At 54.9% G+C, this 26078-nt stretch carries 20 protein-coding genes and 1 pseudogene; 12 read left to right on the top strand and 9 right to left on the bottom strand.

Annotated features, from left to right (window positions below):
* Nucleotides 1–323 precede the first annotated feature (323 nt).
* Nucleotides 324–2612 carry an FdhF/YdeP family oxidoreductase gene (locus WB237_RS03775; protein ID WP_336210441.1) on the top strand — a complete coding sequence of 763 codons (2289 nt, stop codon included), beginning with the start codon at nucleotides 324–326 and terminating at the stop codon, nucleotides 2610–2612.
* A gap of 23 nt (nucleotides 2613–2635) precedes the next feature.
* Nucleotides 2636–3532 carry a LysR family transcriptional regulator gene (locus tag WB237_RS03770; RefSeq protein ID WP_336210439.1) on the top strand — a complete coding sequence of 299 codons (897 nt, stop codon included), beginning with the start codon at nucleotides 2636–2638 and terminating at the stop codon, nucleotides 3530–3532.
* Here the strand turns inward: WB237_RS03770 and WB237_RS03765 are convergent.
* Together WB237_RS03765 and WB237_RS03760 are read right to left on the bottom strand one after the other, a co-directional pair.
* Nucleotides 3511–4257 carry a phosphate/phosphite/phosphonate ABC transporter substrate-binding protein gene (locus WB237_RS03765; RefSeq protein WP_336213464.1) on the bottom strand — a complete coding sequence of 249 codons (747 nt, stop codon included), beginning with the start codon at nucleotides 4255–4257 and terminating at the stop codon, nucleotides 3511–3513. The genes WB237_RS03770 and WB237_RS03765 overlap by 22 nt on opposite strands.
* Nucleotides 4250–5221: a fatty acid desaturase gene (locus WB237_RS03760; RefSeq protein ID WP_336213462.1), complete on the bottom strand. Its 972-nt coding sequence runs from the start codon at nucleotides 5219–5221 to the stop codon at nucleotides 4250–4252. Before WB237_RS03760 ends, WB237_RS03765 begins: the two co-directional genes overlap by 8 nt.
* Before the next feature lie 149 nt (nucleotides 5222–5370).
* Here WB237_RS03760 and WB237_RS03755 point away from each other — a divergent pair, with 149 nt between their 5' ends.
* Both WB237_RS03755 and gap read left to right on the top strand, forming a co-directional pair.
* Nucleotides 5371–6351 (top strand): GlxA family transcriptional regulator, encoded by a 981-nt coding sequence (locus WB237_RS03755; RefSeq protein WP_336210436.1) that lies wholly within the window; start codon nucleotides 5371–5373, stop codon nucleotides 6349–6351.
* 78 nt (nucleotides 6352–6429) lie between these two features.
* The gene (gene gap / locus WB237_RS03750; RefSeq protein WP_336210432.1) at nucleotides 6430–7440 is read left to right on the top strand and encodes a type I glyceraldehyde-3-phosphate dehydrogenase; all 1011 of its coding nucleotides are present in this window, start codon (nucleotides 6430–6432) and stop codon (nucleotides 7438–7440) included.
* 41 nt (nucleotides 7441–7481) lie between these two features.
* On the opposite strand, the gene WB237_RS03745 is transcribed toward gap, so the two are convergent.
* Nucleotides 7482–8669 (bottom strand): MFS transporter, encoded by a 1188-nt coding sequence (locus tag WB237_RS03745; protein ID WP_336210430.1) that lies wholly within the window; start codon nucleotides 8667–8669, stop codon nucleotides 7482–7484.
* 115 nt (nucleotides 8670–8784) lie between these two features.
* Here WB237_RS03745 and WB237_RS03740 point away from each other — a divergent pair, with 115 nt between their 5' ends.
* Both WB237_RS03740 and WB237_RS03735 read left to right on the top strand, forming a co-directional pair.
* Nucleotides 8785–9741: an AraC family transcriptional regulator gene (locus tag WB237_RS03740; protein ID WP_114976942.1), complete on the top strand. Its 957-nt coding sequence runs from the start codon at nucleotides 8785–8787 to the stop codon at nucleotides 9739–9741.
* 102 nt (nucleotides 9742–9843) lie between these two features.
* Nucleotides 9844–11529 carry an alpha,alpha-trehalase gene (locus WB237_RS03735; protein ID WP_336210426.1) on the top strand — a complete coding sequence of 562 codons (1686 nt, stop codon included), beginning with the start codon at nucleotides 9844–9846 and terminating at the stop codon, nucleotides 11527–11529.
* A gap of 64 nt (nucleotides 11530–11593) precedes the next feature.
* Here WB237_RS03735 and WB237_RS03730 read toward each other — a convergent pair whose 3' ends face one another.
* A complete protein-coding gene (locus WB237_RS03730) occupies nucleotides 11594–13696 on the bottom strand; it encodes a TonB-dependent siderophore receptor (RefSeq protein ID WP_336210422.1) in 2103 nt (700 codons plus the stop codon).
* Nucleotides 13697–13808: 112 nt separating this feature from the next.
* Nucleotides 13809–14063: a GlsB/YeaQ/YmgE family stress response membrane protein gene (locus tag WB237_RS03725; protein WP_028018694.1), complete on the bottom strand. Its 255-nt coding sequence runs from the start codon at nucleotides 14061–14063 to the stop codon at nucleotides 13809–13811.
* Nucleotides 14064–14271: 208 nt separating this feature from the next.
* On the opposite strand from WB237_RS03725, the gene ycgR reads away from it, so the two are divergent.
* Nucleotides 14272–15003: a flagellar brake protein YcgR gene (gene ycgR / locus WB237_RS03720; RefSeq protein WP_028018693.1), complete on the top strand. Its 732-nt coding sequence runs from the start codon at nucleotides 14272–14274 to the stop codon at nucleotides 15001–15003.
* A 38-nt stretch (nucleotides 15004–15041) separates the two neighbouring features.
* Here ycgR and emtA read toward each other — a convergent pair whose 3' ends face one another.
* Complete coding sequence (gene emtA, locus WB237_RS03715) at nucleotides 15042–15653, bottom strand: membrane-bound lytic murein transglycosylase EmtA (protein ID WP_028018692.1); 612 nt, start codon at nucleotides 15651–15653, stop codon at nucleotides 15042–15044.
* A gap of 107 nt (nucleotides 15654–15760) precedes the next feature.
* Between emtA and ldcA the strand changes: the two genes are divergently transcribed.
* Both ldcA and WB237_RS03705 read left to right on the top strand, forming a co-directional pair.
* Nucleotides 15761–16675 carry a muramoyltetrapeptide carboxypeptidase gene (ldcA, locus tag WB237_RS03710; RefSeq protein ID WP_336210417.1) on the top strand — a complete coding sequence of 305 codons (915 nt, stop codon included), beginning with the start codon at nucleotides 15761–15763 and terminating at the stop codon, nucleotides 16673–16675.
* Between the two features lie 97 nt (nucleotides 16676–16772).
* A pseudogene (locus WB237_RS03705) lies at nucleotides 16773–18440 on the top strand (potassium/proton antiporter); the annotation flags it as partial.
* 112 nt (nucleotides 18441–18552) lie between these two features.
* Here the strand turns inward: WB237_RS03705 and dadX are convergent.
* Complete coding sequence (dadX, locus tag WB237_RS03700; protein ID WP_108089702.1) at nucleotides 18553–19623, bottom strand: catabolic alanine racemase DadX; 1071 nt, start codon at nucleotides 19621–19623, stop codon at nucleotides 18553–18555.
* 9 nt (nucleotides 19624–19632) lie between these two features.
* Nucleotides 19633–20931, bottom strand: a complete 1299-nt coding sequence (locus tag WB237_RS03695) for a D-amino acid dehydrogenase (RefSeq protein ID WP_028018688.1) — start codon at nucleotides 20929–20931, stop codon at nucleotides 19633–19635.
* A 321-nt stretch (nucleotides 20932–21252) separates the two neighbouring features.
* On the opposite strand from WB237_RS03695, the gene WB237_RS03690 reads away from it, so the two are divergent.
* On the top strand, nucleotides 21253–22785 hold the full coding sequence (locus tag WB237_RS03690; RefSeq protein WP_024909810.1) for a SpoVR family protein: 1533 nt from the start codon (nucleotides 21253–21255) through the stop codon (nucleotides 22783–22785).
* A gap of 72 nt (nucleotides 22786–22857) precedes the next feature.
* On the opposite strand, the gene fadR is transcribed toward WB237_RS03690, so the two are convergent.
* Complete coding sequence (gene fadR, locus WB237_RS03685) at nucleotides 22858–23577, bottom strand: fatty acid metabolism transcriptional regulator FadR (protein WP_028018687.1); 720 nt, start codon at nucleotides 23575–23577, stop codon at nucleotides 22858–22860.
* A 201-nt stretch (nucleotides 23578–23778) separates the two neighbouring features.
* Here fadR and nhaB point away from each other — a divergent pair, with 201 nt between their 5' ends.
* Complete coding sequence (nhaB, locus tag WB237_RS03680; protein WP_336210401.1) at nucleotides 23779–25317, top strand: Na(+)/H(+) antiporter NhaB; 1539 nt, start codon at nucleotides 23779–23781, stop codon at nucleotides 25315–25317.
* A gap of 143 nt (nucleotides 25318–25460) precedes the next feature.
* On the top strand, nucleotides 25461–25991 hold the full coding sequence (gene dsbB, locus WB237_RS03675) for a disulfide bond formation protein DsbB (protein ID WP_114976933.1): 531 nt from the start codon (nucleotides 25461–25463) through the stop codon (nucleotides 25989–25991).
* Nucleotides 25992–26078: the final 87 nt, after the last annotated feature.

The raw sequence follows: 26078 nt of genomic DNA, 5'->3' as shown, positions 1-26078 counted from the left end.
ACTGAGGTTTACCGCTAGCTCACCCTTCCCGACTTTCATATGAAATTTTAACGCTACTACATCATTTTTTCTTCCTGCGTCATCTATCTCACCGAACGTGTGATAGATAAGATTTATTATCAAAATGATAAAATTTCGTTATAATTTCTTTAAATTTTTAGACTGCATCGCTTATAAGCCACTGTAATAAAGATGTATTTAAGATAAAGCGCTTTGCAACACCGTGTGCATTGATACACGTGATGATCATTGCTTTCGCTTATTGCCCTCCATAGTGGTTTTACTGGTCCAGCGGCGTATGAGTTAACGAGTCAGGAGTTGGTATGAATAAGAAAAGACGTTCAGTTCCCGGGATTAGGCACTATGACGGTCCTGCCGGAGGCTGGGGGGCGTTAAAAGCCACCGCCATCGCGGTGCGTACCCAAATGGATACCTTTGATGCTCCCGCGACGCTGCTGCGCACCAACCAGCCTGACGGCTTTGACTGTCCGGGCTGCGCATGGCCTGATAAAGAGCACAAATCGACGTTCCAGTTCTGTGAGAACGGCGCGAAAGCAGTGACCTGGGAAGCGACCAGCAAACGCGTCACCCCGGCTTTTCTGGCGGAAAACACAGTTGCCTCACTGCTGGCTAAATCTGACTTTGAGCTGGAAGGATACGGCCGTCTGACACATCCCCTGCGCTATGACCGGGCAAGCGATACTTTCAAGCCTGTCGAATGGGCCGAGGCGTTTCAACGCATCGGTGAGGTCCTGCGCGGGCTCGATCCGGATCAGGTTGAGTTCTATACCTCCGGGCGCGCCTCCAACGAAGCGGCATACCTGTTCCAGCTCTTTGCACGCGAATACGGTACTAATAACTTCCCCGACTGTTCGAATATGTGTCACGAAGCCACCAGCGTCGGATTGCCACGCTCGATTGGTATCGGGAAAGGTACCGTCTCACTGGATGATTTCGATAAAACAGAGCTGGTGATCTCCATCGGTCACAACCCCGGGACTAACCACCCACGGATGATGGGTACCCTTCATGAGCTTGCGCGCCGCAACGTGCCGATTATCGTCTTTAACCCGCTACGCGAACGCGCTCTGGAACGTTTTGCTGACCCGCAAAGCGTCATTGAAATGGCGACCTACAGCTCGACAGATATCGCTTCGACTTACTTCCAGGTGAAGGCCGGAGGCGATGCCGCCGCGTTAAAAGGTATTGCTAAACACCTTCTGCACATGGAGGCCGAACGCGGTAACGTGCTCGACCACGCGTTTATTGCCGAACATACCCAGGGTTTTGAGGACTTTGCTGCCGATATTGCCCATACGCAGTGGGACGAGATCGAGCGAGAGTCAGGGCTAAGCAAGGCGGCCCTTAAAAGCGTGGCCGACGCCTATGCGAAATCCAGTGCCACTATCATTACCTACGGGATGGGGATTACCCAGCACAATAAAGGCACGGCTAACGTCCGGCTGATTGCTGACCTTCTGCTGATGCGCGGCAATATTGGCAAGCCCGGTGCGGGGATCTGCCCTCTGCGCGGTCATTCAAACGTGCAGGGAAACCGCACCGTCGGGATTAGCGAGAAGCCGACACCGGCATTTCTGCAGCGTCTGAAAGACGTGTTTGGGTTTGAGCCCCCCTCCCACCACGGCCATGATGCGGTGCAGGCAACGCAAGCCATGATCGACGGCCATGCAAAAGCGCTCATCTGCCTCGGCGGTAATTTTGCCGTCGCGATGCCCGATCACGAGCGCGGTTTTCCGGCGATGGGGTCACTTGAACTGAGTGTCCACGTCGGGACCAAGCTCAACCGTACCCATCTGCTGGTCGGTAAAGAGACGATTATTTTACCCTGTCTTGGTCGTACCGAACTGGATGTTCAGGCCACCGGGCGTCAGTCCATAACCGTCGAAGACTCCATGTCGATGGTGCATGCCTCTTCAGGCAAGCTAAAACCTGCTTCTCCACTGTTGCGGGCTGAACCGGCCATTGTCGCCGGCATGGCGAAAGCCACTCTGCAGACAACCCGCGTGGACTGGATGACGTTGATTGAGGATTACGACCGCATCCGCGATCTCATCGAGCAAACCATTCCGGGGTTCGAGAACTACAATGCGCGGATCCGCGTTCCCGGCGGCTTCCGCATGCCGCTACCGCCAACGAAACGTATCTGGCCAACCGCAACGGGCAAAGCGATGTTCTCAATATTCGACGGCGTACATGAAAATGCCAGTGGAGAAGGAGAGCATGTTCTGCGTCTGATCACGTTGCGCAGCCACGACCAGTACAACACCACCATTTACGCCCTGGACGATCGCTACCGTGGCGTTTTTGGTCGCCGGGATGTGCTGTTTATGAATGAAGATGATATGGCACAGTCTGGGCTGGAACACGGTGACCGCGTGGATATTGAAACCGCCCTTCCCGGCAGTGTTCAGCGTCTGGAAGATATTACGGTTGTGGCATACAGCATCGCACCGGGCTCTGTCGGAGCGTACTACCCGGAAGCCAACGTGCTGGTGCCGCTTGATTATCTGGATAAGGACAGCGGCACGCCGTCCTATAAATCAGTTCCGGTTCGCATCACCCTGCGCTCGAAAGAGATCCGCATGCTGTAAGGCTGTTTGCGCAGAGAAAAACGATGGATATAAAACAGCTGAAATATTTGATCGCACTCGACGAGACCCGCCACTTTGGTAAGGCGGCCTCGCAGTGCAACATCACCCAGCCGACTCTCTCCATGCGCATCCGCAACCTGGAAGAGGAGCTTGGGTTGGTGCTGATTGCGCGCGGGCAGCGCTTTGAAGGCTTTACACCGGAAGGTGAACGCATTCTGGCATGGGCGCGTGCCTTGCTTGCTGCCCATGACGGATTAAAGGCCGAAGCCGCGCTGTGCAAAGGCCAGGTGGTGGGTGAGTTACGCCTGGGAATGGTCCCGCTGGCGAGCGTGGACCCGATGATCTTTATCCGCCTGTTGACGCAAAAATACCCGGAGCTGACTTACAGCCTTTATTCCATGTCCTCGGCACAGATTGCCGATGGCGTCAGCCGCAATCAACTTGAGCTGGGTATATGCTACCTCAACAGTATCGACACCAGCCTGTTTGACATTATCCAGCTGCCAAAAACGAAGATGGGTCTGCTGCACGATACGCGTCATTTTCAATTGGATCAGGTCACGCTGACGTGGCGCGACCTGATGGATTTTCCGCTGGGGTTCCTGACCAAAGGGATGCACTACCGGGCGCATATGGAGGCCAGCTTTAACGCCGCAGGGATCGAACCCAGGTCCGTTTTTGAAAGCGACTCCACGTTCCAGATCATTCAGGCGGTGCAGAGCGGCGTATGTTGCGCCGTGATGCCGCTGAACAACGGGCTGGAAGACCTGAACAGCAATTTCAGGATAGTCCCCATCACCGATGCAAACATTGAGGCGCCCGTCGGCCTGATTATGCGCAGTCAGAAGCCCGTCTCCTCGCTGGCGCTGCGCTGTTTTACTGACGCTCAGGAGATTTTTCAGGCAGACAATGAAGCGTAAGCCTGGCGTGTCACCGCGCTAAAACCGCCGATCAACACCGCGTCGCAAACGTCCCGATGTTCTGGTGATTCCACCAGCGCGCGGAGCGCATCGCGAATGGCGTTAAGCGTTTCAGGCGAGGTGTTATGCGAGGTGATCAGCGGCAGCCCCGGCGTCAGAGGGGTACGGTCAATGACTGCGAGCCCCGTAAGCCGTTCCGGCTCGTGACGCTGGAGCAGCGCCCAGGTGACACAGTCGATGGCCGCGATATCACCTTCTCCGCGTTTGACATCAATCAGCGACTGGCGATGGCTGCCGCTGAATGTTGTTTGTGAGAAAAAATTGTCGTCAGCCACTTTTTTTCGCAGCGCACGGTAGCCAGACTGCGAGTCCGCGGAATTACAGACCGCGCGACGACCGCGAAAATCAGCCAGCGCGAGATGCCGATCCTCCGCCCGCACTACCAGAAAACTGCGGTACTGGATCCCCTCGCAGCCCGGAGCGGTGTAGTGAAAACAGCCGACCACCTGCACGTCCGGTAGCAACGTCACCAACGGATAACCACAGGTCTGACTGAGGATAAGCTCAGGCTGTTGCCAGTGGGTCAGCAGATTTGATTCCGGCCAGCCGGGGACACGGTCAACGGACACACCACGTGCGGCCAGCAACCTCTTTACCGTTAGCCAAAGCGCGCGGGTATTGGCTTGATCCACGGCATACATGGGAAATGCCAGCAGGTTACTCATCATTTGTCCTTTGTTGGCTCCCCGGATGAACGGTAACGTTAACGGGTCTGCTCCAGAACTGGCGGAACCATTCGCCATAGCCCATAACGAGAAAACCACGATTTCGCAGCCGATACGCATCCTGGTTTTGCTGGTAGATCGACTTCAGTCCATACCAGGGCACGCCCGGTAAATCATGATGTACTGAATGGTAGTTGAGATTCAAAAACAGTACCCGCCAGAACAGCCCGGCCTCGTTAATGACGGAACGTGCGAGCGGGTCATCCGCCGCGCGATGTTCGAAAAACGATCGAACCTTGGTCAGCGCCAGCGCCGGATAACTGACCGCCAGTACAAACCAGACGGGTGAAAAGCCGGTCTGCGTCATCCAGGCGAAGAGAGCCACCAGCAGCAAACCGTGAACCAGCCACATTGATATTGCCCGCAGTTGAAAATGACGAAATGCCGCCACTGCGCTGCCCAGTGTCTGAACGATATCCAGCAGCGGCGCCAGCAATACCCGCCCGGTAAAGGTATTCCGCGCCTGGATCACGCGCTTCTGCCAGGGGGAAAAGCGAGCCCAGCTTTCCGGCGTAAAATAGTACGACTCCGGGTCATCCACCGGATGGGTCAGGCTATGGTGCCGATGATGGGCAAGATGGGAGTCCCGGTACAGGCCGTACGGATACCAGACCGCCAGCGGGAGCGTGCCAAACAGCTGGTTAAGCCAGGCAAAACGCGTGGGATGTCCGTGGATCAACTCATGTTGCAGGGACATATACCAGGCGGTAAACCCGATGAGCAGCAACGTGGCGGGCAGCAGGCCGAGCGTTTGCCAGAACGTCAGTGTGGCAAACCAGCCTGCATAAATAGTGATGATCAATAGCCACGTGGGCAGTTCGCTTCGCCATATAAAACCCGATGCGAGATGGCGGATTTGTTCGCGTTGTTGCGGATGTAAATAGAGGGAGTTTCGTTTACCCATTCCTTCAGACGCCGTTTCGCCAGAGACAGTGCCCTCACGATCGGGGATAACGTCTGAAATAACAAAGAACTTAAATCGCATTGCTTTGCCAGAAACGTGGGCAGGCTCCGCCACTTGACTTATTCTGCAATGAAGGTACTTTTCAGGACATGAAGAAAATACTGATTATTGTTCCTGACGGCGGCATGCTGTTTGAAGCCGCCGGTATCGCTGACATTCTGATGCAGGCCAATCGACTGCATCCGGAAGGTATTTCGCATCCCCGCTATCGCATTATCATCGCCACCACCCAGCCTCACCAGGTGATCCACGGCCAGTCCGGTCTGAACCTGCTGGCGGACTATCGTCTGCCGGAACTGGATCCGCGCGAACCGCTGGATACCATTATCATTACCGGACGCGGTATGAACGAGCAGGAGAGCACAGCCGTAGTCGACTGGCTGCACCTTGCTGCGCCTCATGCGCGGCGGATAGCGTCAATTTGTGGCGGTGCGATGCTGCTGGCCCAGACGGGATTGCTCGATGGTCGTCGCGCGACCACCCACTGGCGGCTGCTGGAGACAATGCAAGCCCAGTATCCGGCTATCAGGGTCGAAAGTGGTCCCCTGTATGTTCAGGATGGTCCTGTCTGGACCTCTGGTGGCGTAAGTTCCGGGTTCGATCTGACTCTGGCGCTGGTGGAAGATGACTATGGTTTTACCCTCGCCCGCGACGTGGCGCAGGATATGGTGATGTATCTGCGCCGCCCCGGTGGGCAACTGCAGTTCAGCCGTTATAGCCTTCAGCAACCCTGCGATTTTGGCCCGCTCAGTGCGTTGCAAACCTGGATCCTGCAAAACCTCACGGAAGACCTGTGCGTGGAAAATCTGGCCGGGAAAGCGGCGATGAGCCCGCGCAATTTCACCCGTGTGTTTACTCGTGAGACCGGGGTTTCTCCGGCCCGTTACGTCACTGAAGCGCGTCTGGCTGCCGCCCGACAGATGCTGGAGCAGACCCGGGATCCCCTTGAGCTTATTGCTGAGCGAACCGGGTTTGGCAGCAGTATTAATTTGCGACGCGTGTTTGAGAAACAGCTCCACCTCACACCGGGTGAGTACCGCCAGCGCTTTCATTGCCGGAAAATGGCGTAATCTGATCCTTTTTTGTCATTTACGCCATTCGACCTGACGCCTACAGTGACTCCAGACAACACAGATAAGGAGTGCACTATGGTTAAGGTCGGTATTAACGGTTTCGGCCGTATTGGACGTAATTTCCTGCGCGCGGCGCTGGGCAACGCGGATCTGCAGATTGTGGCCATTAACGATCTGACGGACAGCAAAACCCTCGCCCATCTGCTCAAACACGATTCCCTTCTCGGTACCCTGCAGGTTCCCGTTGAAGCGGCTGACGGCGCGTTGCAGGTGGATCGTCAGCGAATTACCGTATACAGCGAACGCGACCCGGCGAATATTCCGTGGCGTGATGCCGGCGTTGACGTGGTAATTGAGGCCACCGGCTTCTTTACTGAACGGGAAAAAGCGGCTGTGCATATCACCCACGGTGGCGCTAAGCGCGTTATCATCTCCGCTCCCGGAAAAAACGATGATCTGACGATAGTGATGGGGGTCAATCACGAGCAGTACGATCCGGCCCGGCATGTTGTCGTAAGCAACGGGAGCTGTACCACTAACGGCCTGGCTCCCGCTGCGCAAGTGCTGCATCAACAGTTCGGGATTGAACATGGTCTGATGAACACGACCCATGCGTATACCAACAGTCAGGCGCTGCACGATCAGCCTGAAAAAGATCTGCGTGGGGCACGTGCTGCAGCACTGTCAATTGTCCCGTACTCCAGCGGTGCGGCAAAAGCGCTGGGGAAAGTTATCCCTTCCCTGGACGGTAAACTGACCGGATACTCCCTGCGCGTGCCGGTTCCGGTGGTGTCGATTGTGGATTTAACGGTAACGCTAAGCCGTAACGTGACTGTCGAAGAAGTGAATGATGCGTTTCGTCACGCTGCCGCCAGCGGGCCACTGAAAGGCATTCTGGGATATAGCGATGAACCGCTGGTCTCCAGCGATTACCAGGGCGACCCACGCTCCTCAATTATCGACGGGCTTTCCACGCTGGTGATTGGCGGGAATATGGTGAAGATCCTGGCGTGGTATGACAACGAGTGGGGATTCTCAAACCGCCTGGTAGATCTGGCTTTGTGGATGGATAAGAAAGGGTTGTAACTCTGAAGCCGGGTAGCGATAACGCTTACCCGGCAAATTTATTACTCCGCCTTCACTCTCACCCCCATAAACACAATCACCATCGCCGTCACCAGCAGGAGACCGCTGCCAACAAATACGCCGTTGGCGCCGTTAAGATCAAATACCGCCCCTCCCCCGGCCGCACCGGCACTGATCGCCAGCTGGATGGACGCTACCAGCAACCCTCCTGCACTTTCGGCTTCATCCGGAACGGTGGTTGCAAGCCAGGTTGACCAGCCCACCGGAACCAGACCAAACGCAAAGCCCCACAACGCAACCAGGAACCCATCCAGCATCGCCAGATGACCAAACGCCACCATCGTGAGGGCGAGTACGCCCATCGCAAACGGTACCAGCGCCAGCGTCAGGCGCAGATTACGTGCCAGCAGATGCCCGGCGACAGAGGTGCCGACAAAATTGGCGAGTCCAAAACCCAGCAGGATCAGTGAAATACTCTCAACGCTTACCTGCCCTACTGTTTCCAGGAACGGACGCAGGTAGGTAAAGAAAGCAAAGTGGCCGCTAAAGATCAGAATGGTCGCCAGCATACCGCCGATCATCCCCGGACGACGCAGCACCCGGAACAGGGTACTCAGGCTACCGCTGCTCTCCGGTTTCATGGAAGGCAGCACCCAAAGCTGCCACAGCAGCGCCAGCATACTTGGCAGAATGCAGAGTACAAAGACGTTACGCCAGCCAATCAGGCTGCCCAGATAGCTCCCCAGTGGGGCAGCAACTACGGTGGCAATGGATACACTGGAGAAGATCACCGCCAGCGCTTTCGGCACTTTATCCGCGGGAACCAGACGCATCGTCGTGGCCGTCGACATCGCCCAGAATCCGCCGATGGCAACCCCCAGCAGCAATCGCCCCATCAGCAGGACGTGCAGGCTGGGCGCAAAGGCCACCAGCAGGCTGGAGATGATTTGCAGCACGGAGAAAAACATCAATACCCAGCGGCGGTCGATGCTTTTGGTGGCCGGCGTGATCAGCAATCCCGTGACCAGCGCCACCAGCGCGGTGGCGGTCACAGCCTGACCGGCCATCCCCTCGCTTACCCCCAGGCTCGCAGCCATTGGCGTCAGCAAACTGGCGGGCAGAAACTCTGCCGTAATCAACCCAAACACTCCCAGCCCCAGTGAATAGACCGCTCGCCAGGCGGGTTTTGCAGGCGCAATGGCCTCTCTCGCCGCGACACATGAATTCATCTGTTGTTCTCCCGTTATGAAAATGTGACATCTGTCGCAAAAGCATAGAAGGTTCACCCTGGACGATCTATGACATATAATCTCCACTTATTGATTATTCGTCCGGAGTTATGCCATGACCGTGCAGTCACCCGATCTGATCAGCGAACTTTTACGCGGCATGCGCCTGTCAGGTGTGAAATACCGACGGATCCAGGCCAGTGCACCGTTTGGCGTCGCGTTCCATCAGGCGCCCGGTAGGGCGCAGTTTCATTTTGTGAGCCACGGTAGCGCCTTGCTGCGAATGGAGAGCGGTGCCACATTCGAACTGAGTAGTGGTGACGCCCTTTTTATTCCTGGCGGTAATTCCCATGCCCTGCTCTCAGACGAGCAGGCAACCATTACGCCCATTAACGCCTTTCCCAGCGAGCCCATCTGCAGCTCGGTGTGCGCCATCACCTGCGAGCCCTGCCCGGAAAGCGAGAACACCATTATCTTTAGCGGGTGCATGGATTTTGAGCTGGGCGGGATGCAGCCGCTGATCAAGGCGATGCCGGAAGTGATGATGGTCAGCCGGTTGATGTCCACCTGGCCGGAGATCCACCCGTTGCTGGCGGCGATGGAGCGAGAATCCGTGGCGCGTCAGGCCGGGTACGCAGGGATCCTTGCGCGGCTGGCCGACGTGGTGGCAGCGTTAATCGTGCGTGGCTGGGTTGAAGGCGGCTGTGGCAAAGCCACCGGCTGGGTGCAGGTACTGCGCGATCCGCGTCTGAGCCGGGCCATTTACGCTATGCACCAGCAGCCTGGCCTGAACTGGAGCGTGGCGGACCTGGCAAAAGAAGCGGGCACGTCCCGTTCCGTGTTCGCCGAACGTTTTCTGGCCGCGACGGGAACCACTCCGGCAAAATATCTCAGCGAGTTGAGGATGAGGCTGGCCATTCAGTACATTCGACACGAAAATCAGCCGATTGAAACCGTCGCGCTGCGGCTGGGATACGGCTCTCTGGCGGCATTTAGCCGGGCATTTAAGCGCATTATTGGACATGCACCGGGCACGCTGCGGGAAGCCAGTCAGACGCCGGAAGAGGCCTGACTGAACAGCAATATTTAACGCGAATCAGGCAATATTCGTCTAAGGTTTTCAGGTGATTGACAACAGCGGTCACGCTGTTTAGTGAAGACAGGAGACGAACTGATGATAAGACCTCATACACTACGCCCCGCGTTCCTGGCCCTTGCGTCAGGAGTCGCGCTGCTCGGCGTAACGACATTGGGTTATGCCGACGATAGCCCCACGACCCAGACAACCTCACCTGATATTTTGCTGGGCCCTCTGTTCAATGATGTGCAAAGTGCCAAACTGTTTCCCGATCAGAAAACCTTCGCTGATGCCGTCCCCAAAAGCGACCCGCTAATGATTCTGGCGGATTATCGGATGCAGCACACGCAGTCCAGCTTTGACTTACGCCACTTTGTCGAGATGAACTTCACGCTCCCTGCGGAAGGGGAAAAATATGTTCCGCCTGCTGGACAAAGTTTACGTGAGCACATTGATGATCTCTGGCCCGTACTGACGCGCACCACGGATAAAGCCAGCAACAAATGGGATTCCCTTCTACCGTTACCCAAACCTTACGTGGTGCCCGGCGGTCGTTTCCGTGAGGTCTACTACTGGGACAGCTATTTCACCATGCTGGGCCTGGCGGAAAGCGATCACTGGGACAAAATCAGCGACATGGTGGATAACTTTGCGTATGAGATTGACACCTTCGGCCACATTCCCAACGGCAACCGTAGCTACTACCTGAGCCGCTCCCAGCCACCGTTTTTCTCAATGATGGTTGAGCTGCTGGCAACCCATGACAGCGATGCGTTGAAGAAATATCGTCCGCAGATGGAGAAAGAGTACGCTTACTGGATGGATGGCGTAGATGCCCTTCAGCCGGGACAAGCCAACAAACGGGTGGTGAAACTGGATGATGGCGCCATTCTCAACCGCTACTGGGATGACCGCGATACCCCGCGCCCGGAGTCCTGGCTTGACGATGTGAATACCGCCAAAAGTAACCCTAACCGTCCCGCGACCGAGATCTACCGTGATTTACGTTCCGCTGCGGCTTCGGGCTGGGATTTTAGCTCCCGCTGGATGGACGATCCGCAAAAGCTCGGCACGATCCGGACCACCAGCATTGTGCCCGTCGATCTGAATGCCCTGATGTTTAAGATGGAAAAACTGCTGGCGCGGGCAAGCCAGGAGAGTGGCGATGCCGCCAGCGCGAGCAAATACGAAACGCTGGCAACCGCGCGTCAGAAAGCCATTGAGAGCCATCTGTGGAATGATAAAGAGGGTTGGTACGCCGATTACGATCTCAAGAGCAAGAAGGTGCGTAATCAACTCACGGCGGCAGCCCTGTTCCCACTTTACGTGAAGGCGGCGGCGCAGGATCGGGCCGACAAAGTGGCAGCGGCAACCTCGTCTCGCTTGTTGAAACCAGGCGGAATTACCACCACCACTATTAGTAGTGGCCAGCAATGGGACGCGCCAAACGGCTGGGCCCCGCTGCAGTGGGTGGCCGCGGAAGGACTGCAGAATTACGGGCAAGAGAAGGTCTCGATGGAGGTAACCTGGCGCTTCCTGAAGAACGTTCAGCATACTTATGACCGGGAAAAGAAACTGGTCGAGAAGTATGACGTGTCGACAACCGGTACTGGTGGCGGCGGCGGTGAGTATCCGTTGCAGGACGGCTTCGGCTGGAGTAACGGTGTGACATTGAAAATGCTGGATCGGGTCTGCCCGAAAGCGAAACCCTGCGACAGCGTGCCGAAAAATCAGCCTGCGGCAAATGATGAAACAGCGCCGGTGAAAGCGACGGCGCAGTAAGTGAGTATTGCCGGGTGGCGGCTACGCCTTACCCGGCTTACATTTTGAACTCACAGGGCTTCGCTTAGAAACTGTAACTCGCCCCTAACTGATACGTCCTGTCACGCCCAATCCAGCAGTTGGTCGCATCGTAGCAGGTCAGTGTCTCTTTATTGGTGATGTTCTGCGCACTGGCTTTAAGCGTTAGCCCTGCCAGCGAGGGCAGAATTTCGCCCATCCGGTACGAGGCCGCCAGATCGTACTGCGTAGTGCCGCCCAGTTTACCCGCATCGTTAGACGGAGAGATTTCCATCGGGCCGGTGTAGCGTGCGCCCGCCCCCAGCATCAGCCCTTTCAACGCCGTGTTCTCAAAGGTGTAATCCCCCCAGAGATTGAAGGCATTCTCCGGAACCTGCGTTGGACGTTTCCCCTGGTATTTATCATCTTCGGTATTGATCGCGTGGGTGTACGCATAGTTGGCAATCAGCGTCAGGTTGTCCATCGGACGGCTGATGGCGGACAACTCTGCCCCTTTAGACTCCACTTCCCCGGTCTGACGATAGTTCAGGAAACCCGGATCGGAAGTGACGACATTTTTCTGACGGATGTTAAACACCGAGGCGGTAAAGGTGGTGGCGTAGTCAGCCAGCAGATATTTTACCCCACCTTCCACCTGCTTGCTGGTGGTCGGTTTGACGTCTTTCGCCACGAGCGTTCCCTTCGGGGAGACCGGCGCAAAACCTTCTGAGTAGCTGATAAATGGCGAAATCCCGTTATCAAAGGCGTAAAGCGCCCCCAGGCGTTTGGTAACGCGATCCTGCGATACCCAGGCTTTATCACCGTTTTGCAGATAATTGGTGGTGACGGAGCGGTAATCGTCGTAGCGCAGGCTACCCAGCAGATTGAGGCCGCCAAATTCCACCTGATCCTGCAGGTAATAACCATTTTGCTGGTAGCTGAGACGGTTTTTCTGGGCGGTGTAGAGCCCCAGCGCGCTTTCCCGGATCTGCGAATAGTCAGGATGACGCATATCCATACCCGGCGTGGCCGACGCGTAGCGATAGTGGAAATGGGAGTTCAGCTTCTGATAGTCAAACCCGGCCAGCAGATTGTGTTTCCAGTCGCCCAGCGCAACGGTTTTGGTCACCTGGTTGTCGATGTTAAAGCTCTTAAGGTCTTCATCGGTGGTGTAGGCAAAGCGGTTGAGCTGGTATACCTCGCTTCCTGTCCCTGTCGCGTAGGCGCTGCGCTGGTGGGTATCGACGTCGAAATAGCGCGCTTTCTGATTAAAGCCCCAGCCGCTGTCAAATTCGTGTTCGAAGCTGTAGCCCAGCATCCACTGACGCTGTTTAAACCCGTTCCACTCATCTCCGGCGTAATCGCGCTTGCCCGCGTATTTCGAACGCAGGTAAGCGATCGGCAGAGGGTTAGACGGGGTCAGACTCGGGGTGTTTTGCGCCAGGGCATCCAGGGTGAGGCGGGTTTTGCTGTCCGGTTGCCAGGTGACAGACGGGGCAATCAGGTAGTTTTCATACCGAGTAGTGTGCGGCTGATCGTCATTTTCCGTCGCTTTACCCAGCAGACGATAATTCCAGTCGCTGTCGGCAATTTGTCCGGTTGAGTCGAGATAGCCCTCTTTCAGATTACGGTTCCCGGTGTTAAAACCGACCTCAGTTCGTGCTTCTCGCTGCGGCTTTTTACTTTGAATATTCACCAGCCCGCCCGGCGAACCGCCGCCATAAAGGACCGATGAAGGGCCTTTCAGGATATCAACACTGTCTATTAACAGCGGATCGATGCGCGCCTTGGTGTTTCCGGTGACGTTATAGGGTAGTTGCAGCCCGTTGTAGAACTCCTGGTCAACGGTAAAGCCACGAATTTTATATTCGCTCATATAGGAGGTATTCCCCCGCACCTCGGTTGAGACGCCCGGGGCATAGCGCAGGATTTCATTCACCGAATTCGCGTTACGCTTTTCTATTTCCGGCGCAGAGAGGGTCGTGATGACCTGAGGTGTTTTACTTTCAGCGACGGCCGATTTCGTGGCGCTGTTCGTCCAGGCCGGCAGTGCGCTGCCCTGCTCTGAGCCCGTAACAACGATGGTGGATTCTTCGGCAAACGCCTGGGCCTGCAATGCCAGCGTGACGGCACCTGCCAGGGCGCACAGCGCAAAACGTGAGGTATTCATAATGTCGTCTTGTCGTTAGATGTAATTAGGAACGACAATTATTATCATTTAGATTAGCAAATCAATACTCCGGCAAAAAAACGGCCCTCCGCAGAGAGCCGTTTATGTCAATTTATGCTCGTCGCAGTAACCTGAATATGCCCAGCACCACAATGGCACCCACGACAGCGACCAGAAAACTGTGCAGGTCGAAACCACTTATGTTGCCTCCAAAGCCAAACATCGTCGCCAGCCAGCCGCCCACAACCGCACCAACGACCCCGAGTACACAGGTCAAAATAAAACCGCCACCATCACGCCCCGGCATGATCAGTTTGGCAATAGCGCCGGCAATAAGACCAAAGATAATCCAGGCGATGATACCCATAGCGATGCCCTCTTGCAGGTTTAACGCGTGCGCAGAAAACCTTCTGCACAGCTAACTTAAGTATAGGTCATCGCCGGAAAACCATTTTCATCTCACCGACTTATCTTTGCTTAAACAGGCAAAAAAAACTCACCGGTTTGTATTAAGTTTCATTGTTGATTGCCGATAACGCTAAGACAGTCTGTCATCTTTCAAGGAGCCATCCGGCGTGAGTCATTACAGTGAGCAGTTCCTCAAGCAAAATCCGCTGGCTGTATTAGGGGTATTACGCGACCTGCAAAAAGGCGAAGTGCCGCTGCGCATCAGTTGGTCGAATAATCAGTTCATCAGCAAGATCCTTGATGCCTCGCAGGAGCGGCTGGTTATCGACCTGGGCAGTCAGGAGTATGAAAACCGTGCCGCACTGAAAGCGGAAAATATCGCGGTGATGGCCGAAACGCAGGGGGCGAAAGTGGAGTTTGTCCTGCCACGACTGGAACTGAGCGAATATCAGGGGCTTCCTGCTTTTGTTACGCCTCTTCCCACTAATCTCTGGTTTGTCCAGCGTCGTGAGTATTTCCGCATCAGCGCTCCGCTTCAGCCAGCCTATTTTTGTAAGGCCAAAATGCCGGACAAAAAAGAGATCCGTTTCCGCCTTTTCGATCTGTCTCTTGGCGGTATGGGCGCGCTGATGGATACCGCGACTCCTGAGGGATTGGTTGAAGGCATGCGTTTTACCCAGATCGAACTGGATATGGGAGGCTGGGGTCGCTTTTATTTTGATGCACAACTGATTGCCATCAGCGATCGCAAAGTCGTAGACAGCAAAAACGAGACTATCACTACGCCACGCCTGAGCTTCCGTTTCCTTAACGTGGGGCCCGGCGCAGAGCGCGAGCTTCAGCGTATTATCTATTCACTGGAGCGGGAAGCGCGCCAACGCGCCAATAAAGTTCTGTGAGAAAAGTCGGGCAGCGTAACCGCCGCCCGTCTAGGGCATTACATAGCATCCATCGCTTTCTGAACTTTCCAGATATAACGAGGTGCCTGTGGTGCCGGGTGATTCTTAGCTACGTGCTCAAAGAACTCATCTTTGTCCATGCCATTAATTTCTGCTATCGCCTCTTTCCGGTCAGAGGAGAAAGTTCTGAGCAACGCGCCGGCACCGTTTACATAAGACACCACCAGCGCATACTGCATCACTTCCGGGTCCTGAATCCCCTTCAGCACCCCATGCTCCATAATGCTCAGGTAGGCGGTCCCCATCGAAATGTTGCGTTCCGGGTTCTTCAGCTCACTGGTCGAAGGCTGCCCGCTCCAGCCCATGTAACGGTAGACCTCTTTTCCCGCCGTTGACGCTTTAAGCTGCATCAGCCCCACCGCGTTGGATTTGCTGACGAGCGTTGGATTACCACCGGACTCCACCGCAATAATCGCCGTGATCAGTCGTGGACTAACGCCCCAGGCCTTTCCGGCTTGTTCACTGATCGGCATCCACTGCATAGCCCGTTTTACAGGCACTTCCGGGTTCCAGGGCGGGTTTTGATAATCATGTTTTGAACTACAGCCAGCAAGCAACACAATCAAAAAAGCAAACCATCTCAATTTCACGTCATCTATCCTTATAGCCGGTCATCGCGGTGCGCCGCCTCTTGAAGCAGGCGGCGTATAAGCGGCATGATATAGACAATTAGTTTCTCATTCAGCAAGGAATTGCCATGTCTCAGTTTCATCTCATCGCGCCGTCGGGCTACTGCATTAACCAGGACGCGGCACAACGGGGCGTTCAGCGCTTGCTGGAATCCGGCCATCAGGTAGAAAATCAGACGATTATCCCCCGCCGTCTTCAGCGTTTTGCCGGAACGGAAGCGCAGAGGCTGAATGATATTAATAGCCTGGTGAACCTGAAGGGCGAAAACCAGATTGTGCTTGCGGTGCGCGGGGGATACGGTGCGAGTCGCTTACTGGAGAGTATCGACTGGCAAGGGCTGGCACAGCGTCAACAGCAGGATCCGCTGCTGATCTGCGGACACAGCGATTTCACGGCGATCCAGCTTGGGCTGCTCGCTTTGCATAACGTTATTACCTTCAGCGGCCCGATGCTGGCCGGTAACTTCGGTGCGCCGGAACTGGATACCTTCACCCAGGAGCATTTCTGGCGCGCGCTGCGTAATCCCACCTATAGCGTGGAATGGCAAGGCCGCGGGCCACACTGGGAGTGTGAGGGCCAGCTCTGGGGCGGTAACCTGGCGATGCTGGTCTCGCTGATTGGTACGCCGTGGCTGCCGCAAATTGAGGGTGGCATTCTGGTGCTGGAAGATATCAACGAACATCCGTTCCGTGTTGAGCGTATGTTATTGCAGCTTTATCACGCCGGGATCCTCGAAAGTCAGTCCGCGATTGTACTGGGCAGTTTTAGCGGCTCGGCACCGAATGATTATGACGCAGGTTACTCTCTTGAGACCATGGTCGACTTCATTCGCTCGCGGCTGGATATTCCGGTTATTACTGGGCTGGATTTTGGCCATGAGCAGCAGACTGTGACCCTGGCGCTGGGGGCACACGCCGCACTGGTTCATGATGATTCAGGCAGTCAACTAACCATCAGCGGCCATCCTGTCATAAAGGCATAAAAAAACCGTTTAACCCCCTTAATAAAACGCTGTTGCCACCGTTAATATGTTAGGGTTTTAGTAACAGCGTTAACATTGAGGTGGGAGAAAGACAACATTGGATGCCGCAGCGATAATCAGCCTTTTCATTCTGGGTTCTGTGCTTGTAACCAGCAGTATTTTATTAAGTTCATTTTCATCGCGTCTCGGCATACCTATTCTTGTTATTTTCCTTGCCATCGGCATGCTGGCTGGCATTGATGGCATCGGCGGTATCCCATTCGATAACTACCCTTTCGCTTACATGGTGAGTAACCTCGCGCTGGCGGTGATCCTGCTGGACGGCGGGATGCGCACCCAGGCGAGTTCATTCCGTGTGGCCTTAGGGCCTGCACTGTCGCTCGCCACGGTCGGTGTGTTGATTACCTCTGGCCTGACCGGGATGATGGCCGCGTGGCTTTTCCATCTCAATATCATGGAAGGTTTGTTGATTGGCGCTATCGTTGGCTCAACCGATGCCGCAGCCGTGTTTTCCCTGCTCGGCGGAAAAGGGCTTAACGAACGTGTCGGTTCCACGCTTGAGATTGAATCCGGCAGTAACGATCCGATGGCGGTGTTTCTCACCATCACGTTAATCGAGATGATTCAGCAGCACGAAAACGGGCTGAGCTGGATGTTTGCCTGGCATATTCTGCAGCAGTTCGGTCTGGGTATTTTTATCGGTCTGGCGGGAGGATATCTGTTACAGCAGATGATCAACCGTATTTCGCTTCCTCTGGGGCTTTACCCTCTGCTGGCGCTGAGCGGCGGCATTCTGATTTTTGCCGTTACCACCGCGCTGGATGGGAGCGGTATTCTGGCGGTTTATCTCTGCGGATTCCTGATGGGCAACCGTCCGATTCGCAATCGTCATGCCATTTTGCAGAATTTCGACGGTCTGGCGTGGCTGGCGCAAATCGGCATGTTCCTGGTGCTGGGCCTGCTGGTCACGCCGTCAGACCTGTTGCCGATTGCCGTTCCGGCTCTGATGCTTTCTGCGTGGATGATCTTCTTCGCCCGTCCGCTATCGGTGTTTGCGGGCCTGCTGCCGTTTCGCGGTTTCAATCTGCGTGAACGGGTTTTTATCAGTTGGGTGGGGCTGCGTGGTGCGGTGCCGATTATTCTTGCCGTCTTCCCGATGATGGCCGGTCTGGATAATGCGCGATTGTTCTTTAACGTGGCGTTCTTCGTGGTTCTGATCTCCCTGCTGTTCCAGGGAACCTCGCTTGGGTGGGCAGCGAAAAAAGCCAAAGTGGTGGTCCCTCCTGTCGGCTGGCCGGTTTCCCGCGTGGGGCTGGACATTCACCCTGAGAACCCATGGGAACAATTCGTCTATCAGCTGAGCGCCGACAAATGGTGTGTGGGAGCATCGCTTCGCGATTTACATATGCCAACCGAAACGCGCATTGCCGCACTGTTCCGTGATAATGCCCTGCTGCATCCTACCGGCAGCACTCGTCTGCGCGAAGGCGATATCCTGTGTGTCATTGGCCGCGAGCGCGATCTGCCTGCGCTAGGCAAACTGTTCAGTCAGTCACCACCAGTGGCACTGGATCAGCGCTTCTTTGGTGATTTTATTCTGGAAGCGAGTGCTAAATTTGCCGATGTGGCGCTGATTTACGGTCTGGATGACGGACTGGAGTACCGCGATAAACAGCAAACGCTGGGTGAAATCATTCAGCAACTGCTGGGTGCAGCCCCTGTCGTTGGTGACCAGGTGGAGTTTGCCGGGATGATCTGGACGGTGGCCGAAAAAGAAGATAACGAGGTCAGGAAAGTTGGTGTGAGGCCAATGGACGAGGAAGCGGAATAACGGTTTTTTTGCCGGGTAAGCGCTCGCGCTACCCGGCGAATATATGTTACACCGTCACAACCGGCACTCTCGGTGCCAGAGCACACATCAATTCGTACCCCACCGTTCCTGCCGCGGCAGCCACATCGTCAATTTTGATTTCATTACCCCACAGCTCAACCGGTGAACCGATCCCCGCCTGCGGGCATGGCGTCAAATCAACGGCCAGCATATCCATAGAGATAGTACCCACCGTACCGGTGCGCACACCATCTACCAGGACTGGCGTGCCGGTCGGGGCGATGCGCGGGTAACCGTCGGCATAGCCGCCCGCCACAATACCAATCCGTTGCTCGCCCTTCGCCCGGTAACGGCTGCCGTAGCCCACCGTGTCACCGGCCTTCAGCGTCTGCACGCCAATAATTTCACTGCGCAGGGTCATGACCGGTTTCAGGCCGCTGTTGGCGATATCCTGCCACTGACCTGACGGAGATGCGCCGTACAAGACAATCCCCGGGCGAACCCAGTTATAGTGGGCTTCAGGATGCCACAGCGTGGCGGCTGAGTTTGACAGCGAGCGCGGACAATCCAGCCCTTCAGCCGCCTGCTCAATACGCACCATGGCATCGGCAATGCCATCAGGTTTTTCCGCATCGGCAAAGTGCGCCATCAACGTCATTTCACCCACATTCTTCAGCGCACGCAGCTGTTGCCAGACGGTGTGCACCCGCTCAGGCTGGAAGCCCAGGCGGTTCATACCGCTGTTGACCTTGAGATAAATATCCAGCGGCGCATGCAGTTTTGCATCCTGCAGGGCTTTAATTTGCCAGTTGCTGTGAACGCTGGTGGTCAGACGGTACTTATCCAGTAACGGCAGGTCGTCGGCGTGGAAGAAACCCTCAAGCAACAGGATAGGCCCTTTCCAGCCGCGTTCACGCAGCAGAATGGCCTCTTCCAGATTCAGTAACGCAAAACCGTCGGTGGCGCTCAGTGCGCTCCAGATACGGTCAATACCGTGGCCGTAGGCATTCGCTTTGACCACCGACCAGACGCGTGAACCAGGTGCTGCCCGGCGAACAATTTGCAGGTTATCCTTCAGGGCCTGCAAATCCAGCTGAGCCAGAACAGGACGGGACATGACAACTCCTTAGTTATGCGCGCCGTGCAGGTGCTGTGGACGCGAAGGGGTAAACCCCGATTGATAGCGTGCGGCGCTTAAATCGTCAAACGGAATGGCCGGCGTGCGCCCGGAAATCAGGTCGCTCAGCAGTTGACCAGACCCGCAGGCCATCGTCCAGCCAAGCGTGCCGTGTCCGGTATTGGTCCACAGATTTTTAAACGGCGTGCGCCCAACTATCGGTGTGCCGTCCGGGGTCATTGGACGTAGACCGGTCCAGAATGTCGCCTGTTCAACAAACCCCCCGCGCGGGAAGAGATCCCCCACCACCATCTCCAGCGTTTCACGACGCGGCTTCAGCAGCTCGGTGTTGAAGCCGACAATCTCCGCCATGCCGCCGACGCGGATGCGGTTATCGAAGCGCGTAATCGCAATCTTGTAGGTTTCATCCAGGATGGTCGACACAGGCGCGCCGCTCTCCTCTTTCACCGGAATGGTCAGCGAGTAGCCCTTGAGCGGATAGACCGGAATATCGAGAATGCCTTTCAGCATGGCAGTGGAGTACGAGCCAAACGCCATGACGTAAGCATCAGCTTTGATCACTTCGTCGCCGCACTTCACACCGTAAATCTTTTCCCCTTCCGACAGCAGCTTATCGACAGAGGTGTTAAAGCGGAATTTCACCCCCGCCTGCTCGCACATTTGCGCCAGACGTTGCGTAAAGAGCTGGCAGTCACCGGTTTCGTCATTAGGCAGACGCAGACCGCCCGTCAGTTTGTGCGCCACTTCCGCCAGGGCCGGTTCAACCTGACCAAGCTGACTGGCTTCCAGCAATTGATACGGTACTCCGGCATCTTCCAGCACGGCGATATCACGGGTCGCATTTTCGTACTGTTGCTCTGTACGGAACAGCTGCAGTGTCCCGCCCTGGCGGCCTTCGTACTCAATACCGGTCGACGCACGCAAGGCTTTCAGACAATCACGGCTGTATTCCGCCAGACGCACCATACGCCCTTTGTTTTCCATGTAGTGCCGGGTGTCGCAGTTGCGCAGCATTTGCCACATCCACTTCAACTGGAACTGGGTGCCGTCGAGGCTGATGGCCAGCGGCGCATGGCGCTGGAACATCCATTTAATCGCTTTCAGCGGAACACCGGGTGCCGCCCACGGCGCCGCATAGCCCGGAGAGATTTGCCCGGCGTTTGCCGCGCTGGTTTCAAGCGCTGGACCGGATTCACGATCGATAACGGTTACGTCATGTCCCGCCTGACTTAAATACCAGGCGCTGGTTACGCCAACGACACCACTTCCCAGTATGACAACACGCATAGCCACTCCATTATGTGCAAAAGAACAATCTTCTAATTACAGATTGATAACCTAGTTGAAAATATTATTCAACATATGACTTTTTTATGGTGACTTACCTCACACATCCCCCAGCATCAGGGGATAGTGCTAATTTGGGATCTCCTGCTACGCGTTATTTTTAACCAGCATAATATGCTGTGAGACACCGTTTATTTGCCGTATCAAAAACGTGAAATCGCAAAGAAAAAATTTCCGCTCCAGCACGCTTTTTAACACGTTGATCTATGCTTGAAAGGAGGCTCTCCAGACAGAGAGAGCACCCACAATGAGGGCGCGCTAATGGCTACTATTGATTCCCTGAACAAGGACAACACACGTCTGAGCGATGGACCCGACTGGACCTTCGAGCTGCTGGATGTCTACCTCGCCGAAATCGACCGGGTGGCAAAACTGTATCGCCTGGATACCTATCCGCATCAGATTGAAGTCATTACGTCCGAACAGATGATGGACGCCTACTCCAGCGTCGGGATGCCGATTAACTATCCGCACTGGTCGTTTGGTAAAAAATTTATTGAAACGGAACGGTTGTATAAGCACGGCCAGCAGGGGCTGGCGTATGAGATTGTCATCAACTCCAACCCGTGTATTGCTTATTTGATGGAAGAGAACACCATTACCATGCAGGCGCTGGTGATGGCGCATGCCTGCTACGGACACAATTCCTTTTTCAAGAACAACTACCTGTTCCGCAGCTGGACGGATGCCAGTTCTATTGTCGATTACCTTATCTTCGCCCGTAAGTACATTACCGACTGCGAAGAGCGTTATGGCGTGGATGAAGTGGAAAAACTGCTCGACTCCTGCCATGCGCTGATGAACTACGGTGTGGATCGCTATAAACGTCCACAGAAAATCTCCCTGCAGGAGGAGAAAGCCCGGCAGAAAAGCCGCGAAGAGTATCTGCAAAGCCAGGTGAATATGTTGTGGCGTACCCTGCCGAAGCGTGAGGAAGAAAAAGCGGTGGCCGAAGCGCGTCGCTATCCGTCTGAGCCGCAAGAAAACCTGCTCTATTTTATGGAGAAGAATGCTCCGCTGCTGGAGCCATGGCAGCGTGAAATACTGCGCATCGTGCGCAAGGTAAGCCAGTATTTCTACCCGCAAAAACAGACCCAGGTGATGAACGAGGGCTGGGCGACATTCTGGCACTACACCATTCTCAACCATCTGTATGACGAAGGAAAAGTCACCGAGCGGTTTATGATGGAATTCCTGCACAGCCATACCAATGTGGTGTTCCAGCCGCCGTACAACAGCCCGTGGTACAGCGGGATTAACCCGTACGCGCTTGGCTTTGCCATGTTCCAGGACATTAAACGTATCTGTCAGTCACCCACAGAAGAAGACAAGTACTGGTTCCCGGATATCGCTGGTTCCGACTGGCTGGAAACGCTGCATTTCGCCATGCGCGACTTTAAGGATGAGAGCTTTATCAGCCAGTTTATGTCGCCAAAGATCATGCGTGATTTCCGCTTCTTTACCGTTCTGGACGATGATCGGAATAATTATCTGGAGATTTCAGCGATCCATAACGAAGAGGGATACCGTGAGATCCGCTCTCGCCTCTCTTCTCAGTACAACCTGAGCAATCTTGAACCCAATATTCAGGTGTGGAACGTTGATTTACGCGGTGACCGCTCTCTGACCTTGCGTTATATCCCGCACAACCGCGCGCCGCTGGATAAAGGGCGTAAAGAAGTGCTGAAGCATGTGCATCGCCTGTGGGGCTTTGACGTGCAACTTGAACAGCAGAATGAAGATGGTAGCGTGGAGTTACTTGAGCGTTGTCCGGCGCGGTTGAATACGCTGTAGCTCTGCCCTGTTTGTCCGCTAAGCGTCGCGCCATCCGACGAAAAAAACCTCTCATATGAGAGGTTTTTTTATTTAACGACTTTGAATCGCTAAATCACCCGGTAGCGTTTTCTGCATACGGTGCCAGATTTCACCGGAGTCGTGGCCGTAGCGACGCACGGTTTCATAGACCTGATCGTGCAGGCCTTCAGAACAGAGCTTGCTCAGTTTATGGTAGAAACCCAGTGCCAGACTGCGGGCTTCCGGATTAGCAAAATAGTGGCGACCAATGCGGGTATACAGCCCTTTCATCCCGTTCAGAATAAGGCCATAAATTGGGTTGCCAGAGGCAAACGCCAGCCCACGGAAGACGTTGTAATCGAGGGTTGCAAACGCATCTGCGTGATCTTCAACTTCGTTCGCACTGGCCAGTACAGCAAGAGCGTCTTCAGGATGCTGACGAAAAGCGGTACGAATAAAGATCGTCGCGATGTTGGTGCGAACAGAAAGCAGATTATCGATCAGCTGCGGCACGCTTTCATGGTCGAGACGCGCCAGCGTTTCAAGAATGTTCAGCCCGGAAGTTTCCCAGAAGTTGTTCACTTTCGTTGGTTTGCCGTGCTGAATCGTCAACCACCCATCACGTGCCAGTCGCTGGAGCACTTCACGCAGCGTGGTGCGAGTGACGCCAATCAGTTCAGAGAGTTCGCGTTCAGCCGGAAGAATGGACCCCGCAGGAAAACGATTATTCCAGATGCTTTCAATGATGTACTCTTCCGCGAAACCCGCCGGGCTCTGCGCCTTAATGACCATAGTGAGATTTCCATTACACAGCTTTAGCAAATTGGACTCATCATACCAGAGGCACGCTGTAGCAGATAGCGCGGCAAAGAGAGAAAAGAGGGATCACGGTTTCATTTTTGTGAAATTTACAATGCTGTCATATCCACCTCCAGGCCGCGATTTTTGCGTATACTCATGTTTTGTCTTAGTTGACGGGGAAGGACGTCTGTCGTGGAAATTTCTTTTGGGCGCGCAGTGTGGCGCAATTTTTTAGGCCAGTCACCCGACTGGTACAAACTGTTATTACTGGTGTTCCTGATCGTTAACCCCATCATTTTTATTGTGAACCCGTTTATTGCCGGGTGGTTGCTGGTCGCGGAATTTATCTTCACTCTGGCTATGGCGCTAAAATGTTATCCCCTGCTGCCTGGCGGCTTGCTGGCTTTTGAAGCGGTCGTTATCGGTATGACCAGCGCAGAGCACGTGAAAGCAGAACTGGCCTCGAATCTTGAAGTACTTCTGCTGCTGATATTTATGGTGGCCGGTATCTACTTTATGAAACAGCTACTGCTGTTTATCTTTACCCGCCTGCTGCTCAGTATTCCGTCGAAAACGCTTCTGTCGCTGGCCTTCTGCATGGCTGCCGCGTTTCTTTCGGCCTTCCTGGATGCACTGACGGTTGTTGCCGTGGTGATAAGCGTTGCCGTTGGATTTTACGGAATTTACCACCGGGCGGCCTCTTCGCGCCCCGGGGACGATCTGCTGGATGACAGCCAGGTTGACACTTACCACCGAGAAGTGCTGGAACAATTCCGCGCCTTCCTGCGAAGCCTGATGATGCATGCCGGTGTCGGCACCGCCCTGGGTGGCGTGATGACAATGGTGGGTGAACCGCAAAACCTGATCATTGCCAAAGCGGCAGGCTGGCACTTTGGTGATTTCTTCCTGCGTATGGCACCGGTGAGTCTACCGGTTCTGCTCTGCGGCCTGGTGACCTGTATGCTGGTGGAGAAGTTTCGTCTCTTTGGCTACGGTGCACAACTCCCGGACCCGGTACGTCAGGAACTGCAAAAATTCGATCTGCAAAGCCGTAGCCAGCGGACACGCCAGGAGACACTGCGTCTTATTGCGCAGGGGATCATCGGTGTCTGGCTTATTGCCGCGCTGGCGTTTCATCTTGCTGAAGTGGGATTAATTGGGCTGTCGGTCATTATCCTCGCCGCCACTTTCACTGGCGTGACGGATGAGCATGCTATCAGCAAAGCGTTTACCGAAGCCCTGCCGTTTACCGCGCTGCTAGCTGTATTTTTTGCCGTTGTGGCGGTAATTATTGACCAACACCTCTTCGCGCCAATTATTGCCTTTGTTTTACAGGCTGCACCGGATGCTCAGCTCTCGCTGTTTTATCTGTTTAACGGCCTGCTCTCGTCGATATCCGATAACGTGTTTGTCGGGACGGTCTACATCAATGAGGCTAAAGCGGCCATGGAGCAAGGCGTCATCAGCACAGGTCAGTTTGAGCTGCTGGCTGTGGCGATCAACACCGGCACTAACCTGCCATCGGTTGCGACCCCTAACGGACAAGCCGCTTTCCTCTTCCTGTTGACCTCTGCACTGGCGCCACTCATACGACTTTCTTATGGCAAGATGGTCTGGATGGCCCTGCCCTATACGCTTGTGCTCACGATCGTGGGATTGCTTTGCGTCAAAATTACCCTCATTCCCTGTACGCAATGGTTGATACAAGCGGGTATACTTGCGGCGCAGTAAAGTATGTATATCGGGCAGTTCGCTGCCCGTTTGCCTTTTCGCACGATAAACATCCAATTACGTTTTATTTCGTCAGGTACATCTGGCGCGAAAGACGAATTCGTTTACACTGCGCTTTCTAAGCATGTTCCAGGGAAATGATTATGTTGAGATTTTTAAACCAGTGCTCCCGCGGTCGCGGAGCGTGGTTGTTAATGGCCCTGACCGCCTTTGCGCTGGAAATGGTCGCGCTGTGGTTCCAGCATGTGATGGGACTTAAACCCTGCGTGCTCTGCATCTACGAGCGCTGCGCACTGTTCGGCATTATGGGCGCTGGTCTGGTGGGTGCGATTGCACCGAAAACGCCGTTGCGCTATGCCGCAATCGCTATCTGGTTGTACAGTGCCTGGAAAGGGATTGAGCTCTCCTGGCAGCACACCATGATGCAGCTGCATCCATCACCGTTTATGACCTGTGATTTCGCCGCCCGCTTCCCGAGCTGGTTGCCGCTGGATAAATGGCTGCCGCAGGTGTTTGTTGCCTCCGGTGACTGCTCCGTTCGTCAGTGGGAATTCCTGACTCTGGAGATGCCACAGTGGCTGGTGGGTATTTTTGTGGCCTACTTCGTCGTGGCACTGCTGGTGCTGATTGCTCAGCCATTCAAACCGAAGAAACGCGATTTGTTTGGAAGGTAAAAGCGAACAGGTTTTGTAGGTCGGGTAAGCGCAGCGCCACCCGACACAGAGCGAACAATAAAAAACCCGCCTCGGCGGGTTTTTTAT

It is taken from the genome of Enterobacter sp. P82, assembly GCF_037053385.1.
Taxonomy (GTDB): domain Bacteria; phylum Pseudomonadota; class Gammaproteobacteria; order Enterobacterales; family Enterobacteriaceae; genus Enterobacter.
The sequence above is the reverse complement of the archived record's forward strand: the minus strand, read 5'-3'. Positions and strand labels throughout refer to the sequence as shown.